Origin of the sequence: Mesorhizobium sp. C372A, from assembly GCF_030323245.1 — a bacterium.
In the GTDB taxonomy this organism is placed as follows: Bacteria; Pseudomonadota; Alphaproteobacteria; order Rhizobiales; family Rhizobiaceae; genus Mesorhizobium.
Map to the genome: position 1 here is coordinate 6,199,362 of NZ_CP100475.1, position 15,664 is coordinate 6,215,025.

Annotated in this window: 16 protein-coding genes; 11 read left to right on the plus strand and 5 right to left on the minus strand. The window is 64.1% G+C overall.

The genetic code is table 11. From position 1 onward, the window contains the following. Position 1 precedes the first annotated feature (1 nt). The 4 genes from NLY42_RS29915 to NLY42_RS29930 are packed head-to-tail and all read left to right on the plus strand — an operon-like array spanning position 2 to position 3,462. On the plus strand, positions 2-844 hold the full coding sequence (locus tag NLY42_RS29915) for a carbohydrate ABC transporter permease (RefSeq protein ID WP_023686993.1): 843 nt from the start codon (positions 2-4) through the stop codon (positions 842-844). A gap of 38 nt (positions 845-882) precedes the next feature. Beyond that, positions 883-1,704 (plus strand): sugar phosphate isomerase/epimerase family protein, encoded by an 822-nt coding sequence (locus tag NLY42_RS29920; RefSeq protein ID WP_023754001.1) that lies wholly within the window; start codon positions 883-885, stop codon positions 1,702-1,704. 4 nt (positions 1,705-1,708) lie between these two features. Beyond that, positions 1,709-2,434 (plus strand): ribulose-phosphate 3-epimerase, encoded by a 726-nt coding sequence (locus tag NLY42_RS29925; RefSeq protein WP_031244424.1) that lies wholly within the window; start codon positions 1,709-1,711, stop codon positions 2,432-2,434. Continuing rightward, positions 2,434-3,462 carry an ROK family protein gene (locus tag NLY42_RS29930; RefSeq protein ID WP_023753999.1) on the plus strand — a complete coding sequence of 343 codons (1,029 nt, stop codon included), beginning with the start codon at positions 2,434-2,436 and terminating at the stop codon, positions 3,460-3,462. Before NLY42_RS29925 ends, NLY42_RS29930 begins: the two co-directional genes overlap by 1 nt. Positions 3,463-3,540: 78 nt before the next feature. Here the strand turns inward: NLY42_RS29930 and frp are convergent, their stop codons facing one another. From frp to NLY42_RS29945, 3 genes are all read right to left on the minus strand, one after another. Then, on the minus strand, positions 3,541-3,876 hold the full coding sequence (frp, locus tag NLY42_RS29935; protein WP_023753998.1) for a fluorescence recovery protein: 336 nt from the start codon (positions 3,874-3,876) through the stop codon (positions 3,541-3,543). A gap of 79 nt (positions 3,877-3,955) precedes the next feature. Continuing rightward, positions 3,956-4,231, minus strand: coding sequence for a hypothetical protein (locus tag NLY42_RS29940; RefSeq protein ID WP_023753997.1), 276 nt, complete (start codon positions 4,229-4,231; stop codon positions 3,956-3,958). 95 nt (positions 4,232-4,326) lie between these two features. Beyond that, positions 4,327-5,238, minus strand: a complete 912-nt coding sequence (locus NLY42_RS29945) for a LysR substrate-binding domain-containing protein (RefSeq protein ID WP_023699792.1) — start codon at positions 5,236-5,238, stop codon at positions 4,327-4,329. Positions 5,239-5,340: 102 nt separating this feature from the next. Here NLY42_RS29945 and NLY42_RS29950 point away from each other — a divergent pair, with 102 nt between their 5' ends. The 3 genes from NLY42_RS29950 (at position 5,341) to NLY42_RS29960 (ending at position 7,535) form a co-directional block, all read left to right on the plus strand. Further along, a complete protein-coding gene (locus NLY42_RS29950) occupies positions 5,341-5,979 on the plus strand; it encodes a DsbA family protein (RefSeq protein WP_023740596.1) in 639 nt (212 codons plus the stop codon). Positions 5,980-6,031: 52 nt separating this feature from the next. Further along, the gene (locus NLY42_RS29955) at positions 6,032-6,640 is read left to right on the plus strand and encodes an NAD(P)-dependent oxidoreductase (protein WP_023667893.1); all 609 of its coding nucleotides are present in this window, start codon (positions 6,032-6,034) and stop codon (positions 6,638-6,640) included. Between the two features lie 163 nt (positions 6,641-6,803). After that, positions 6,804-7,535: an SDR family oxidoreductase gene (locus tag NLY42_RS29960; protein ID WP_023753996.1), complete on the plus strand. Its 732-nt coding sequence runs from the start codon at positions 6,804-6,806 to the stop codon at positions 7,533-7,535. On the opposite strand, the gene NLY42_RS29965 is transcribed toward NLY42_RS29960, so the two are convergent. Continuing rightward, positions 7,486-8,418, minus strand: coding sequence for a LysR family transcriptional regulator (locus NLY42_RS29965; protein ID WP_023753995.1), 933 nt, complete (start codon positions 8,416-8,418; stop codon positions 7,486-7,488). The two genes, NLY42_RS29960 and NLY42_RS29965, sit on opposite strands and share 50 nt — an antisense overlap. 264 nt (positions 8,419-8,682) lie before the next feature. Between NLY42_RS29965 and NLY42_RS29970 the strand changes: the two genes are divergently transcribed. From NLY42_RS29970 to NLY42_RS29985, 4 genes are all read left to right on the plus strand, one after another. Then, positions 8,683-9,597, plus strand: coding sequence for a dihydrodipicolinate synthase family protein (locus NLY42_RS29970; RefSeq protein WP_023692224.1), 915 nt, complete (start codon positions 8,683-8,685; stop codon positions 9,595-9,597). A gap of 235 nt (positions 9,598-9,832) precedes the next feature. After that, positions 9,833-11,695 (plus strand): ABC transporter ATP-binding protein, encoded by a 1,863-nt coding sequence (locus NLY42_RS29975; RefSeq protein WP_023695248.1) that lies wholly within the window; start codon positions 9,833-9,835, stop codon positions 11,693-11,695. After that, positions 11,695-13,581, plus strand: coding sequence for an ABC transporter ATP-binding protein (locus NLY42_RS29980; protein WP_023699801.1), 1,887 nt, complete (start codon positions 11,695-11,697; stop codon positions 13,579-13,581). Before NLY42_RS29975 ends, NLY42_RS29980 begins: the two co-directional genes overlap by 1 nt. A gap of 363 nt (positions 13,582-13,944) precedes the next feature. Continuing rightward, positions 13,945-14,109: a DUF3309 family protein gene (locus NLY42_RS29985; protein WP_023667887.1), complete on the plus strand. Its 165-nt coding sequence runs from the start codon at positions 13,945-13,947 to the stop codon at positions 14,107-14,109. A 314-nt stretch (positions 14,110-14,423) separates the two neighbouring features. Here NLY42_RS29985 and NLY42_RS29990 read toward each other — a convergent pair whose 3' ends face one another. After that, on the minus strand, positions 14,424-15,605 hold the full coding sequence (locus tag NLY42_RS29990) for an MFS transporter (RefSeq protein WP_023753992.1): 1,182 nt from the start codon (positions 15,603-15,605) through the stop codon (positions 14,424-14,426). Positions 15,606-15,664 lie beyond the last annotated feature (59 nt).

Below are 15,664 nucleotides of genomic sequence, written 5' to 3' on the forward strand. Positions count from 1 at the left end.
CATGAGGAAAATGCACACGCCCAAAGACAGGCTGATCACCGCCGCGCTCCATGTCGCGCTTGCCGCAGGGCTCTTTTTCGCGGCCTTCCCGATCTACTGGATGCTGAGCAGCTCGTTCAAGTCGAACACCGAAATCTTTGCCCTGCCACCAACCGTCCTGCCGAAGGCCTTCACGCTGGAAGCGTATGCGGCCATCCTGGGCGACCCGGTAAAGCTGCGCTTCTTCTTCAACAGCTACTTCGTGGCCGGAGCGGTGACCGTGCTGACGGTGCTGATCGCCTTGCTGGCGGCCTATGGGTTCAGCCGTTTCAATTTCCGCGGCAAGGGCAGCCTCAACACTCTCATCATCAGCACGCAGACGATCCCGCCGATCACGCTTTTGATCCCCTTTTTCGGGCTTGTCGTCTCGTATGGCATCTTCGACACCTATGTCGCGCTGATCCTGACCTATCTGGTGTTTACGCTGCCCTATGCGATCCTGCTGATGACGGGATATCTGAACACCTTGCCCCGCGACCTCGATGAAGCGGTGGCTGTCGACGGCGGCACCAGTTGGACCGCGCTGTGGCGGGTGATCGTGCCGATTTCACTGCCCGGTATCGTGGCGACGTCGGTCTACACCTTCCTGTTGTGCTGGAACGAATTTCTCTTTGCGCTGACGCTGACGAAGTCAACGTCCATGCGCACCGTCCCGATCGGCATCCAGCTGTTGATGGGACAACACGCCTTCGAATGGAACCAGATGATGGCGATGAGCGTGCTCGGCTCGCTGCCGCTCCTGGTCATCTACCTGGTTGCCCAGAGATTCTTCCTCGCCGGCATGACCGCAGGGTCGGTCAAGTAGGATGTCCCTCCAACGAGGTGGAATCAAGGAATGAAAGGATGACCGTGAAAGACCTGAAAGTCGGCTGCCAGACCTTTACCTGGGAAATGCTGGGCGACCGCTTCGCCGGCGGCCCGGACGATCTGCTCAAGGCGATCGCCGATGGCGGCTATGCCGGCATCGAGATCACCGACACGATGATCGGCCGCTATGCCGGCAAGCCAACGGAGTTCGCCGCCGCGCTGAAGTCATCCGGGCTGACGCTCGTCTCCTTCGCCTTCGGCTCGAAGAGCGGTTTCACGCTTAGGGATGAGATCGGCGCCGACCTCGATACCGCCAAACGCTGGATCGACTTCGCCGCCGCCTTTCCCGGCGCGCTGGTGTCGATGGGCTCGGCCACGATCGTTTCCGACGGGCCGCGCGACCACAAGTTTGCCATCGCCGCCGAGGTCTACAACAAAGCCGGCGAGCTCGGGCGCGAGGCCGGCGTCCAGGTCGCGGTGCATCCAAGCTCGCATCACAACACGCTGCTGTTCGACCGCGCCGACTACGACCGCATCTTCGGGCTGCTCGACGCCTCGCTGGTCGGCTGGGTGCCCGACACCGGCCACATCTTGCGCGGTGGCCAGGACTGGGCGGATACGCTCACCACTTATCGCGACCGCATCCGCTATGTGCATCTGAAGGATGTCGACGCGAATGGAACCTGGGCGATGCTCGGCCAGGGCGTCTGTGACACGGCGAAGGTGATCGAGATCGCTGGTGCTGCACCCAATTTTAACGGCTGGCTGGTGCTGGAGGAAGAGTCCGAAACGGCCGCCGCCGACCCTGCCGGCGCCGTCAAAACCAACCGCCAGACAATGCGCGGCTACGGAGCCTGAGACGATGACGACGAACAAGCCCCTGTCCGGCCCCGCCGCATTTGCCGCCCTGCCGCGCAACCGGCTTATCGGCGAGTTTTCGCTGTGGTCGGCCGACCTCGCCAATATGGAGCGCGATTTGAAGCGCATCGAGACCCATGCCGATGTTCATCATATCGACGTCGCCGACGCCCGATTCACCCCTGGCTTTCTGTTCTTCCCGGACCTGGTGGCGCGCATCGCCAAGCTCACCGCGAAGCCTATCCATGTCCATTTGATGGTCGAAGCCGAGATCGTCGAGGAACAGACGCGCCAGTTCATCGAGGCCGGCGCCGACCTGATCAGCGTGCATGCCGAAAACGGCGAGACCGGTCTGCGGGCCGTGCGGCTGGCGCGTGAACTCGGGGCCGAGGCCGGCGTGGTGCTGCGGCTGGAAACACCGGTCGCGGCCGTCACGCCCTTCCTGCCGGAAGTGGCGTTCGTGACGCTGCTCGGCACTTCCATCGGCGTCAAGGGCCAGAGCCTGTCCGATCAAGCGTGTCCGCGCCTGATCGAGGCGCGCGCGCTGATGCGCAAAGCCGGCCGCGAGGCCGACATCGTGCTCGCCGCCGATGGCGGCATCCGCCATGAGACAGTGCCTTTGCTGCGCGCCGCAGGTGCGCAGACCGTGGTGCTGGGCTCGCTGGCCTTCGGCGATCCCGACCTTGCCCGGCGCATGGCCTGGCTGCACGGACTGGAGGTCGCCGCCTGATGAACAAGATTGCGCTCGCCTTCGATCTCGGCGGCACGGCGCTGCGCGGTGCGCTGGTCGAAAGCGATGGCAATATCGTCGCCCATGCTTCAGCGCCGACGCTTGCCGGTGCGGGATCGGAGGCGGTGATCGGCCAGATCGTCGCTCTGGCAGGCACGCTGCTTAGGGAACACCCGCAGGCAAAGGTCGCCGGCATCGGCGTCGGAGCACCGGGACCGCTCGACCCCAAGGCGGGGATCGTGATTGCGCCGCCGACGCTGGCCGGCTGGCACGACGTGCCGCTGATCGACATTCTGGGGCAGCATTTCGGCTTGCCGGTGCGGCTGGAGAATGACGCCAATGCGGCGGCGCTCGGCGAATGGCGTTTTGGCGCCGGACGCGGCAGCGGATCGCTGGTGTTCGTGACCGTATCGACCGGCATTGGCGGCGGCGTCGTCGCCGATGGCCACATCTATCACGGCAGGCGCGGACTGGCGGCCGAGATCGGCCACATGACCATCACCGGTGAAGGCGACCGCTGCTTTTGCGGCGCCATCGGCTGCTTCGAGGCCGTTGCCTCCGGAACCGCGCTCGGCCGCCGCGCCACGCGACTGACCGCGCCGGGCGACGGCTCGCTCTTACGACGGCTGTCAAATGACGGTGACGTCTCGGCCAGGCATGTCGTAGAGGCTGCCAAGGCCGGCGACGCCAACGCTCTCGACCTGATCGAGGCGGAAGCACAATGGCTGGGCATCGGCTTCACCAACCTGCTTCATCTCTATTCGCCCGATCTGATTGTCATGGGAGGCGGCGTTTCCAACGGGTTCGACCTTCTCGCACCGTCGATCAGAGCGGTCATCCAGCAGCGGGCGATGCCGGCCTATCGCGACGTGCCGATCGTGCAGGCTGAACTCGGCGACCGCGCCGGGCTGATCGGCGCCGCCAGCCTGATCCTGTGGGAAGGCGAACCGGGTGCGCCGCTGGCGATGGCGCAGGACGACAAGGACAGAGGCGCGACCGCCGATGCCACGGAGGCACGCCATGGCTGAACTCGAGCTGCGCGGCGCGCGCGAAGATGGTGAATGGTCCAGTTTTGAATGCAGCGCCAAGGTCCCCGAAGAGGACCCCTACCCTTCGCGATTCCAGCTGGCGTATTTTCGGATCGTTTGCCGCTTGTCTTCCGACAAGCCAACAAGGAGACTCTCCTCGAGATAGCCTTGCCGGATGAGATTGGCGAAGACCTGTATTAGCTGTGAATAGCGATAGTCGAACATCTGGTCGATCTTCCGTCGCTGCTGCCGCAGAAAGTCTTCGACATCCCACATTTCGGAAGGCGTTGCCGCAACGTGGGCCCTGCTCTTGAGTTCAGCCAGTGTCTTGTCGAGCGCCACCTTCAACGCTGTGTCATAGGCAGTGCGGGCGACTTTCTTTTCGGACGGAGACCATTTCTTATCAGCGGTCATCGACTGTCTCTATCGAGTTCGCGGCGGCCGTCAGCCGGTAAAACCTGCGACGCAGGACAACCCCGCCGTTGGGACCAATCTACTTTCCGCAATGGTGATCGTTGACCTTGTTCAGCGCATTCGCGTCCGGCCCGACCCGGTCGTAAGAGCACGGGCCGGCCGCCGTGGTGATCAGCATTTTGTCATAGTAGCGCGGGCCGCCGAACAGGGCGTAGATGATGTCGCGATGGGCGGGGACGTAGCGTTCGGGTTCTGGCTGACGATGGCGATGCTTGTCCTTGGCGACAGCCGCTGTGGACAGGCTGCAGCCGACAGCGAGAGCGAGCATGCAGGTCGCAAAGATCTTGGTGGTCATCGGCAGTACCCCTTCTGACGGTTCGGAATCGCAGCATATCCAAAAGCGCCTGCCGAACAAAGGTTCCCTCGCCGGCATTGCCGCCGGTGCCGAAATCAGCCCGCACTGCGCGCGCGCCGCCGTTCGGCTGCAACCAGGAGGTCGACGAAAGCGCGCACCTTGGCCGGCCTGAAGCGCGCCGGCGGGAAGACGGCATGGATGCCACCGGACGGCAAGGTCCAGTCCGCGAACACCCGCACCAGCCGGCCGCGCGCAATGTCGTCGGCGACACTGTAATCCGGAAAGATGCCGAGGCCGATGCCGGCCAGCACGCAGGACAGCACGCCTGGTGTCTTGTCGCAGCTGACGACGGGGTTGAGTTCGGCCAGCACCGTTTCCGTGCCCCTCGAGAACAGCCATTGGCCGACCCCGCGCAACTGGGCGTTGCCGACCCAGGGCAGCGACTTCGCCTGCCTGGGGCTGGCTTCCCCAGGCAGCCTGGCGGCCAGTTCCGGGCTGGCGACGACGAATTGCTGCAGGCTGCCCAGCCGCCGCGCCAGATTGCTGGAATCGGCAAGCCAGCCGACGCGGATGCCAAGATCGATCTGCTCGTCGACCAGGTTGCTGACCGCATCGTCGAAGATCGTCTCGACCCGCATTTTCGGGTATTTTCTGATGTAGGCGGCGATGGTCGGCGCCACGACCTTCTCGCCATAATCGAGCGGCGCCGTCAGCCGCAGCGTCCCCGTCGGCTGCGCCGCTCGCTGCGAAATGTCGCCATAGGCTGCCTCCGCCTCGCGCAGGATGATCGCGGTCCGGTCATAGAACAGACGACCCTCTTCGGTCGCCGTCACGCGCCGGGTCGTGCGCCGCAACAGCGTGGCGCCAAGCTCTTCTTCGAGCTTGCCGACCTGATGGCTGACCACAGCCTTGGCAACATCGAGACGGTCGGCAGCGGCCGTGAACGAGCCGGTCTCCACCACGGTGGCGAAGTAGACGAGCCGATTGAGATTGAGGAGTTCGGTCACAGGCCACTCATTGTCTGATTTTATCAGACAGTTTGTATGATTGATCGCTATTTTTCGCAAGCGGTCCAGCTGTCATCTATCGGGCAACAGAATGAGGCCGCCATGACCAATGCAACCCTAACCTATCTTTTCGACCCGCTCTGCGGTTGGTGCTATGGCGCCACGCCGATGCTTGATCGACTGGCCGCCGGCGGGACCGCGCTCCAACTGCTGCCGGTGGGGCTTTTCTCCGGTGCCGGCGCGCGGCCGCTGGATACAGGTTTTGCCGCCCACGCCTGGGACAATGACCAGCGCATCGCGCGGCTGAGCGGACAGCGCTTCAGCCAGGCCTATCTCGACAATGTGCTCAATGTCAGCGGCACCTTGCTCGATTCTTCCGCTGCCACCATGGGCATCAACGCCGCCGGGCTGGACGACTGGCGCCAGGAACTTGCGGCACTGAAGGCGATCCAGCATGCGCGCTATGTCGACGGCCGCGATATTGTGACGGTTGACGGCGTCGCCGCGGTACTGACCGACGCCGGCATGAGCGACGCGGCAAAGCTCTTGAAAGCGCCGACGCAGCCGTTTCTGGCGAAGCATCACGACCTGGTCAGCCGCGGGCGGATGTTGTTCCAACGGCTGCATGCCAATGGCGTTCCCGCGCTGGCGGTGATCGGCCAAACGGCGCCGCGCCTGATCGGCGCCAACGCGCTGTTCGGCAGCTACGACAATCTCGTCGCTCACATCGAGGCGGCGTAATCCCAGAAATTCTCCCCAGATGAAATTCTCCCCAGACGAAAGGAAAATCCCCATGAAAATCGCACTTATCGGCGCGTCCGGCCAGGTCGGCTCCCGCCTGCTTAAGGAACTCTCCGATCGCGGGCACAGCATCACCGCCATTGCCCGGCATCCAGACAAGATCGCGGCACTTCCGGGCGTGACTGCCAAGAAGGGCGACGTCTTCGACAAGGATGGCCTTGCCGCCCTGATCAAGGGTCATGACGCGGTGATCTCCTCGGTTCATTTCCTCGACAGCGATCCCGATACGCTCATCGCAGCCGTGCGTGCTTCCGGCGTCAAACGCTACCTCGTCGTCGGCGGCGCCGGCAGCCTTGAGGTTGCGCCCGGCAAGCGCCTGGTCGACACGCCGACCTTCCCTGATATCTACAAGGCCGAGGCGCAGAAGGGCGCCGACTTCCTCGACACGCTGCGGACGGTCGACGATCTCGACTGGACCTTGCTGTCGCCTTCGGCGCTGTTCGTCGCCGGCGAGCGGACCGGCAAATACCGCATCGGCAAGGACACGCTGCTGACGTCCGACAAGGGCAGCAGCATTTCCTTCGAGGACTACGCCATCGTCATGGCTGACGAGATCGAAAAGCCGGCGCATATCAAGCAGCGCTTTACGGTCGGCTACTGAGCGCACTTCATTGACAGGCGGGCACTCGACGGAGCGGCCCGCGTCGGTTCCTATCGACGATAGTGCCATCGGAGCCTCCGATGGCACTATCGCTTTCTTCCGTTTCCACTCCTGCCGCCGGTCTGCGACTCTCGCCGGAGCGGTTCAGGACAGGAACGGAAACATGGCAGACATCGCAAAATCGAAAATCGCTATCATTGGCGGCAGCTCCGGAATGGGGCTGGCGTTGGCAAGGCGGTGCCTGGACTCAGGCGCCGAAGTCATCATCGTCAGCCGCAGTGAAGCCAGGCTCAAGCGTGCCGGCGAGGCGCTGCAGAACCCTTCCGCTTTGAGCGCCGTCGCGGCCGATATCGCCAGGGAGGATCAGGTCGCTGACCTGTTCAAGCGAATTGGCCGGCTCGACCATATTGTCAGCACCGCCGCCGACATCGAAGGCGCCTATGAGCTATTGCCTTCAGTCGACCTGAAGGCGGCGCAGCGGGTCGTCGAAAGCAAATTCTACGGGCCGCTGCTGCTCGCCAAGCATGGCGCGCCGCAGCTTTCGGCCAACGGCTCCATCACCTTCACCTCAGGCATTGCCGCCTACCGGCCGGCGGCGCGCGGCTCGGTCGTTGCCGCTGTCAACGCTGCGCTGGAAGGGTTGGTGCGGGCGCTGGCGGTCGAGCTGGCGCCGGTCCGTGTCAACGCCGTCTCGCCGGGCTGGGTCGACACGCCGATCTGGAGTTTTGTGGCCGGCGACAAGAAGGACGAGACGCTCGATGCAATGGCCAGGCGCCTGCCGGTCGGCCGCGTCGGACAGCCGGACGACATTGCCGATGCCATCGCCTTTCTGATGGGCAACGGTTTTACGACAGGGACGGTTCTGCATGTCGAGGGCGGTCATCGGCTGATCTGAGCGCAGCGAAATTCCTGGCCGCGGCCGCCAGCAGCAGTTTCAGCGCCGGCGGCTGAACCCGCCGGCGGCGCCAGACCATGACCAGCGACGCCGTGCGGGCCGACCCCGGCCACGGCAATTCGACGATCTCGCCGCGATCGAGCGCGTCGGCAACGGCCAGCCGCGGCACCAGGCCCATGCCGACACCAGTCGCCACCAAGCCCGCAATGGCGCCGATGCTGCCCGCTTCGGCGGCAAGTTCTGGCGCTGCCATCTCGGCAAAGGCAGTGTCGAACAGATGCCGGTAGACGCATCCGGTTTCCGTCACCACGAAACGCATCGCGGCGAGCGCGGCCAGGTCGTTCTGTCGCGATGCGGCCGCATCTTCGGGCGAGGCGACAAGGACCAGCGGCTCGGCCGATATCGTGCGCCTGGCCAAGCGTTCGTCCAGACCGCTCTTGTCGAAACAGAAGGCGACGTCGATCTCGCTCTCTTCGAGCTGGCGCAGCAGGGCGTCGCTGCCGGCGATTTTCAGCCGCAGACCGATCTCCGGGTGGTCGCCTCGAAAGGCCGCCAGCCATTGCGGAAGTTTGACAGTGGCAATCGTCTCCAGCGCGCCGACCGTAACCGTTCCGGCGGTCATTCCCGTCGTTGCCTCGACGGCAATACGCGCCTCCTCCGCCAGTTGCAGAATCTCTTCCGCATAGGGTTTCAGCGCGTCGCCGGCCGTCGTCAGGTCGAGGCCGTGGCGCGAGCGGATGAAGAGGACGACGCCAAGTTCGCTTTCCAGCGACTGGATCTGGTCGCTGACGCTCGACTGCGCCAGATGAACCTCCCGCGCTGCGCGGGTGATATTACGGTGCCGCGCCACGGCGAGGAAGGTCTTGAGCAATCGTGGGTGCATGCCGTTTCCGGATCTGTCTCTGTTCGACATTTCGGGCTTGGCTGGTCCACTTGCAACCCTGGTCCATTTGCAACCCCGGTCCATTTGCAACCCATTGACGCCGGCGTCATCTGGTTGCGGCAGACCGAAGGGCCAGAATTTCGCGGCAATGACCCGCAAGTTTTCCCACGGCCGGCGCGGTGGCCCAAGAGATCGCCTCTGGCAGATCGCATCGTACGTATGCTCTATGCCAAGCTGATTTCCAGCACCGATGGAAGGACCGACATGCCCCGCCCGCAAGGAACCATCGCCCCGATCCTGACGCCGTTCGAGAACGATGGCCGCATTGCCCGTGACTTGTGGATCTCACATGCCAAATGGGTGCTGGGCCAGGGCGCCCATTTGCTGTCGCCGTTCGGCACCACGGGCGAGGCACTGTCGCTCTCGCTCGACGAGCGCATGCAGGCGCTGGAATGGCTGGTTGCATCAGGCATTTCGCCGGGGCGCATGATGCCCGGCACCGGCGTCACCGCACTGCCCGAAACCGTCGAACTGTCGAAGCACGCGGTCGGCCTCGGCTGCGCCGCCGTGATGGTGCTGCCATCGTTCTTCTACACGGCCGCCGGGGACGATGGCCAGGCGCGCTACTACAGCGAGCTGATCGAAAGGGTGGCCAACCCGGCGCTGAAGATGATCCTCTACCACATCCCGCAGAACTCCGGCGTGCCGGTAAGCCCTGCCCTGACCGCCCGGTTGAGCGCGGCGTTTCCAGAGACGGTCGTCGCCTACAAGGATAGCGCCGGCGACTGGAACAACACGGCGGCGGTGATTGCCGCCGCACCCGACGTCGCGGTGTTCCCCAGCTCGGAGGCGCAACTGACCAAGGGGCTCGCCAGTGGTGCTGCGGGCTGTATCTCCGCGACCGTCAATCTCAACGCTGCGGCCATCCGCGCCCTCTACGACGCGACGATCGCTGGCCAAGACGTCACGGAAGCGGACGCCGCGATCAGGGCGTTCCGCAAGGTGATCCAGGATGCAGGCCTGATCCCGGCAATGAAGGCCGTGCTGGCGGTGCGCTCCGGCGACAAACGCTGGCTCAACCTGCGCGCGCCGCATGAGAATGCGACGCTGGAAAGCGGCAAGGCGCTGCTCACTGCGCTCGGTCCCGCAGCCGATCACATTGGCCGAGGTCACGCATGATGGCGGTTGGCGCAACCCACATGCTCGCATCTTTTCAATCGGCCTAAAGTGACGAGCCTGCCGCCTCTAACGCCGACACGGGCTTAAGCGGTCGCGGACGATCAGCCCCTTTCAGGCACAGTGCGATGCCGCCATTGGCCCTTGAACGGTCAAAATGGAGGCGTACCATCGCGGCATCTGAAACTGAGTCTTCTTCATTCGTCTGGGCTAATGTCCGGACCGGATTGGATATTCCTTGGCAAGGGACGCAACCAGCGGCGCGGCGAAGCGCGGCAAATCGTTTGCCCATGTGGCGGAGGCGTCCTGGGGCAAGGGCCTCAGCACGCTGCTGCGCATCGTGCGCATGACGCTGCGCCATCCTTGGCAAGTTGCGATCACCATCGCCTCGACCTTCATTGCCGCGACGCTGCAGCTGTTCATCCCGCGCCTGCTCGGCCACGCCATCGACCAGGCGCAAGGCGTGATGGCTGGAGGCGGCGGCGCGGCGGCTGAGCAGGCGCTGTGGACGACGGCGATCACCTTGCTCGTCGTCAGCATTCTGCGCGGCCTCTTCACCATGGCGCAGAATTATTATGGCGAGGCCGTTGGCCACCGCACCGGCTATGAGCTGCGCCTGGCCTTCTACGAGAAGATCCAGCGGCTGAGCTTCTCCTTCCATGACCGGGTGCATACCGGCGACCTGATTACGCTTGGCCTGCTCGACCTCGACGGCGTGCGCATGTTCTTTTCCACCGGCATATTGCGCGTGGTGCTGCTCGGCGTGCTGATCGGCGTCGGCTCCTATCTCCTGATCAGCACCGATCTCGAGCTCGGGCTGCTCAGTCTGAGTTTCGTGCCGTTCGTCGCCTGGCGCTCCTCGGTCACACAGCTCAGGCTGCGCAGCACCTGGCTGACGCTGCAGGAGCGGCTGTCAGTGCTGAGCCGGGTGATGGACGAGAACCTCGGCGGAATCCGCGTCGTGCGCGCCTTTGCGGCGCAGCGGCATGAGCTGGAAAAATTCGACCGCGCCAAGAAGTCGGCGCTGGAGCTTGCCGACCAGCGCGTCGACATCCGCGTCTCTAACACCAGCGCCATGAATTTTTCCTTCCTGGCGGCCATGGGCCTGGTGCTGTGGTTCGGTGGCCAGAAGGTGATCGCGGGCCAGATCAGCGTCGGCACGCTGGCGCAGTTCCTCACCTTCATGACCATCCTGCAGATGCCGGTGCGCCAGCTCGGGCTGATGGTCAACTCGTTCGCCCGCGCCTCGACCTGCGGCACAAGGCTGTTCGAACTGCTTGACGCCGAACTTGACATCGAGGATGCGCCTGATGCCAAGGATCTCGTGGTCACCGAAGGCTTGCTGCGCTTCGACAATGTCGGCTTCCGCTACGCGGGCGCCGGCGGCCGGCCGGCGCTGTCGGGCATTTCCTTCGAGGCCAGGTCCGGCGAGACCGTCGGCATTGTCGGCCCGCCGGGCAGCGGCAAGTCGACCATCGCGCATCTGATCCCGCGCTTCTACGATGTGAGGTCAGGCGCGATCACCATCGACGGGCAGGATATACGCGAGGTCACGCTGCAATCGCTGCGCAAGGCGGTCGGCGTCGTGCAGCAGGACGCTTTCCTGTTCACCACCTCGATCGAAAACAACATCGCCTATGGAAATCCCTGGGCGCGCGAGACCCGCATCGGGCAGGCGGCTGAATACGCCCAGCTGCACAATTACATCATCGGGCTTCCGGCCGGCTACACCACGGTCGTGGGCGAGCGCGGGTCATCGCTTTCCGGGGGCCAGCGGCAGCGCCTGACCATCGCCCGCACCCTGATGCTGCGGCCTTCGGTGCTGGTCTTCGACGATTCCACCGCGGCTGTCGACGCCGGCACCGAGCAGCGAATCCGCACCGCGATGAAGCGCTTCGCCAAGGACCGCGTGACGCTGATCATCTCGCACCGGCTGAGTTCGCTGATGCATGCCGACCAGATCCTGTTCATCGAGAATGGCCGCATCGCCGAGCGCGGCACGCACCAGGAATTGCTGGCGCTGGGTGGTCGCTACCGCGCGCTTTACGACCTGCAGCTGCGGCCGGACGACGATTTGCCGGTGGCGGTGGGAGCCGCATAATGTCGACACCGGGTCACGACGAAAAAGAAGACACCAGCCGGCGGCCCACCAGGGCCGTCGTCGGTTCGCACCGCGACGAGGAAGAGGTCTTCGGCAAGGTCTACGATCCGCGCATCGTGCGCCGCATCTGGAGCTTCGTGAGACCGTACCAGGGCCGGATCTTCATCTCGGTGGCCGCCGTTTTGGTGTTCACTCTGACGCAATTGGCGATCCCGCTGGTCATCCGTTACGCCATCGACCACGGCATGGCGGCGGGCAAGGCCGACAGCTCCGTCATGAACTGGGCGATCGGTGCCTTCGCCCTGATCATCCTGATCAACTATGCCGCCAGCTATGTCCAGGAAAGCGTCGTCGGCAAGGTGGCCGAGAATGTGCTGTCGGATTTGCGCCGCGCCATGTTCAGCCATCTGCAGCGCGTCTCGCTGAGCTTCATGGACAAGACCGAGGTGGGCCGGCTGATGTCGCGCCTGCAGGGCGACGTCAATTCCATGCAGGAATTCCTCGAGACCTCGGTGATGTCGGTGGGCGACATCGTGCTGCTGTTCGGCATCGTCAGCGTTCTGTTGTGGCTCGATTTCCGGCTCGGTCTGCTGACGCTGTCGACCATGCCGGCGTTGTTCATCGTGCGCCTGTTCTGGCTGCCGCGCGCCAAGATCGCCTTCATGGCCGCGCATGAGACCAACTCGATCGCCAATGGCGCGCTGGCCGAAGGCATCCATGGCGTTCGCACGGTGCAGAGCCTGGAGCGCCAGCACGTCAATTTCGACCTTTATGACGAGAAGGTGCTGGCCAATCTCAGGGCTCACCTGACCTCGGCCAAATATGCGCAGGTGATGGTGCCGATCGTCGACACGCTGACCGGCATTGCGATGGCAACCGTGATCGTCGTCGGCGGCTCGATGGTGCTGTCGCACAGCCTCGACATCGGCGTCATGGTGGCGTTCCTGTTCTATATCCAGCGCTTCTTCGACCCGATCCGCTCGCTCACCATGCAGTACTCGGTCATGCAGCGCGCCATGGCGTCGGGCCAACGCATCTCCGAAGTGCTCGACGTACCGGTCGACGTCAGCGACAGACAGGGCGCGGTGACGCTGACGCGCGACATGGACGGTTCGGTCGAGTTCAGGAACGTCACCTTCGGCTACCGGCAGAACCAGCCGGTGCTGAAAAACATCTCCTTCCGCGTCAATCCGGGCGAGACGGTTGCGCTTGTCGGCCCCACCGGTTCGGGCAAGTCGAGCTGCATGGCGCTGGTGCACCGCTTCTATGATGTCTGGTCGGGCGAGGTGCGGGTCGGCGGCCACGATGTGCGCGACGTGACGCAGGATTCGCTCGGCGATCAGGTGGCGATGGTGCTGCAGGAGCCGTTCCTGTTTTCCGGCACGGTGCTGGAGAACATCCGCTACCACAAGACATCGGCTACCAGCGAAGAGGTTGTGCGCGCCGCGCAAGCCGTTGGCGCGCACGACTTCATCGAGCATTTGCCTGACGGCTACGACACCGAGCTCGAACAGCGCGGCGGCAATCTGTCCCTCGGCCAGCGCCAGCTGATCAGCTTTGCACGCGCACTGGTGGCGGATGCGAAAATCCTGGTGCTGGACGAGGCGACGGCGAGCATCGATTCCTACACCGAGATGCTGATCCAGAAGGCACTGGTCACGCTGCTGGAAGGCCGCACCGGGCTGGTCATCGCGCACCGGCTGGCGACCATACGCGGCGCCGACCGCATCATCGTCTTACAGAACGGCGAGATCGTCGAGAGCGGAAATCACGAGCAGCTGATGGCGGCCAAGGGCCTCTATGCCAGGCTCTACAACATGAACTACGCATCGTTCGACGATATTGCCGAGGAAGACATAGGCGCGCCGGCCGGCAAGGCGACGTGAGCTGCTGCCGGTTCAGCTCGACTGGGAATGGTGCGGGGCCAAAACTCGTCGTCGACCAATTCGGCTTCAGATGACGACACGTTTCAGCTCGCCTTCCAGCGTAAGCCCGGCGTCACGCCTGCCGCGCGTTCAGGTGGAGGAGCGGCCGGCCGCCTAAAGGGCAATCCCGCGTAAATTCTGAATTCTACGCGCCGCCTGGCGCGCGATGCACGCGCAGCTTGCGCCTGAACCTCAGCAAACGCCGTCATGATGGCTTTCGTTCCTTAGCCGTCGGATGAAAATCGCCGGGGAACAGGAAGGCTTGCTGGGAGTTTAGTTCTTCGAGCCGCGCCGTGAACGGCGCGGCAGCGAAGGAGACGGCATATGGGCCTGGGTACCATTCTTATTATCATCCTGATCATCGCGTTGCTCGGCGGCTTCAGCGGCCTCGGCGGCGGCCCGTTCTACGGCACTGGTTACTATGGCGGCGGTGGCCTCGGGCTGGTGCTGATCATCGTGATCATTCTGGTTGTTCTCGGGCGAATATAGCGTCGCCATTGGCGGCCGCCGAGTTTCTACGGCGGCCGCGTTTTCGCCTGACATCGAGGTTTGAAGACATGGCAGCTGAAGACATTGCTGGTCCGGACTGGGCCGGCGTCGGCGCGAGCGAGAGCGAACGCGACGAGCTGGGATATCCTAATGGTGGCACTATCCGAAGGCGGCGGGCGTAAGCTGCAGACCCCGACACCCGCCTGGCGGCCGTGGCGTTCATCGAGGCGGATCGGACGCTTCGAGAAACCCAGGACGGCGACGAGGCGGGTCAAGGGCAGCATCGGCCTGAAGGCCGCAATGGCAGGCACGCCTTACGCCTGAACGCGGTCAACCCGCCGTAACTCCGCCAGCAGAAACACCACCAGCACGCAGCACAGCAGGCCAAGCGACAATGGCAGTCCCTGATGTCCGGTCAGTTGCATCGCCAGCCCGGCCACGGGTGAGCCGACGATGCCGCCTACCCCCCATACGAACGCGAAGGCGGCATTGCCGGCGATCAAGGCTTGACCGGTGAAACGCTCGCCGAGCTGGATCAGCGACAGCGTGTAGATCCCGAACGAGACCCCGCCCCAGACGAAGAAGAGCGGCCAGACAAGCCATGTAGCGAAGAGCAACGGCAACAGAAAACAACCGGCCAGGCAAGCCAGGACACAGAACAGCATCATCGGCTTCGAGCCAAACCGTTCGGCGGCGCGCCCAAGCACGACCTGCAGCACGGCATTGCCGGCGATGAAACAGGTGATGAGCGAAGCGATGCGCTGCTCAGTGCTGCCGAGCGCGGCACCATAGACCGCGAACAGCGAAAGCAGGACTTGCTCGAAGGCGGCAGCCGTGAAGACTGCGAACAAGAGCAGCGGCGCCAGCGCGAAGAAGCCGCCGACCGACACCGCTTCGCCCTCACGCGGCATGTCGGGCAGGCGTGGCGCGACGGCAAGCACGATCAGGCCGCAGACAAGGAAGGCCGCGCTGCCGATGATGAAGGGTGGCCATCCTTGCGTGCCGACCAAGCCTAGCGACAGCGGGCCGAGGCCAAAGCCGGCGGAAACGATGGAGGAGTATAGGCCCATGATGCGGCCTCGGCGTGCGGCGGGTGTGATCGAGACCAGCCAGGTTTCACTGATCACGTAAAGCGGATTGGCAAAGAAGCCGAGCAGGAAGCGCAACGGCATCCAGGCCCATACATCCTGCGTCCAGGCAATCGCGATCAGGACGGTTGCTGCCAGGATCGAACACACAACCGCAAAGCGCGCCGCGCCCACCCGCCGGACCAGCGCCGGCGTGAAGAGCGACGATATAATGAAACCCAGAGGCGTCATCGCGGCCGAGAGGCCGATAAGGCCCGGTGTCGTCCCTTGCCGTTCCAGGATGAAGCTGAGCAGCGGATACGTCAGCCCCTGTGCTATGGCGAACACCGTAACTGTCGCGATGATGCCGGCCATCGCGGCCCATGCGATGTGGTTCTCCGGCGGTGACGTCGCGTCTTCGGCGCTCATGCCGACTTCGAAGCAGGATCGGCACGTTCCGGCAAGTGCAAATGCCGGCAAAACGCCGC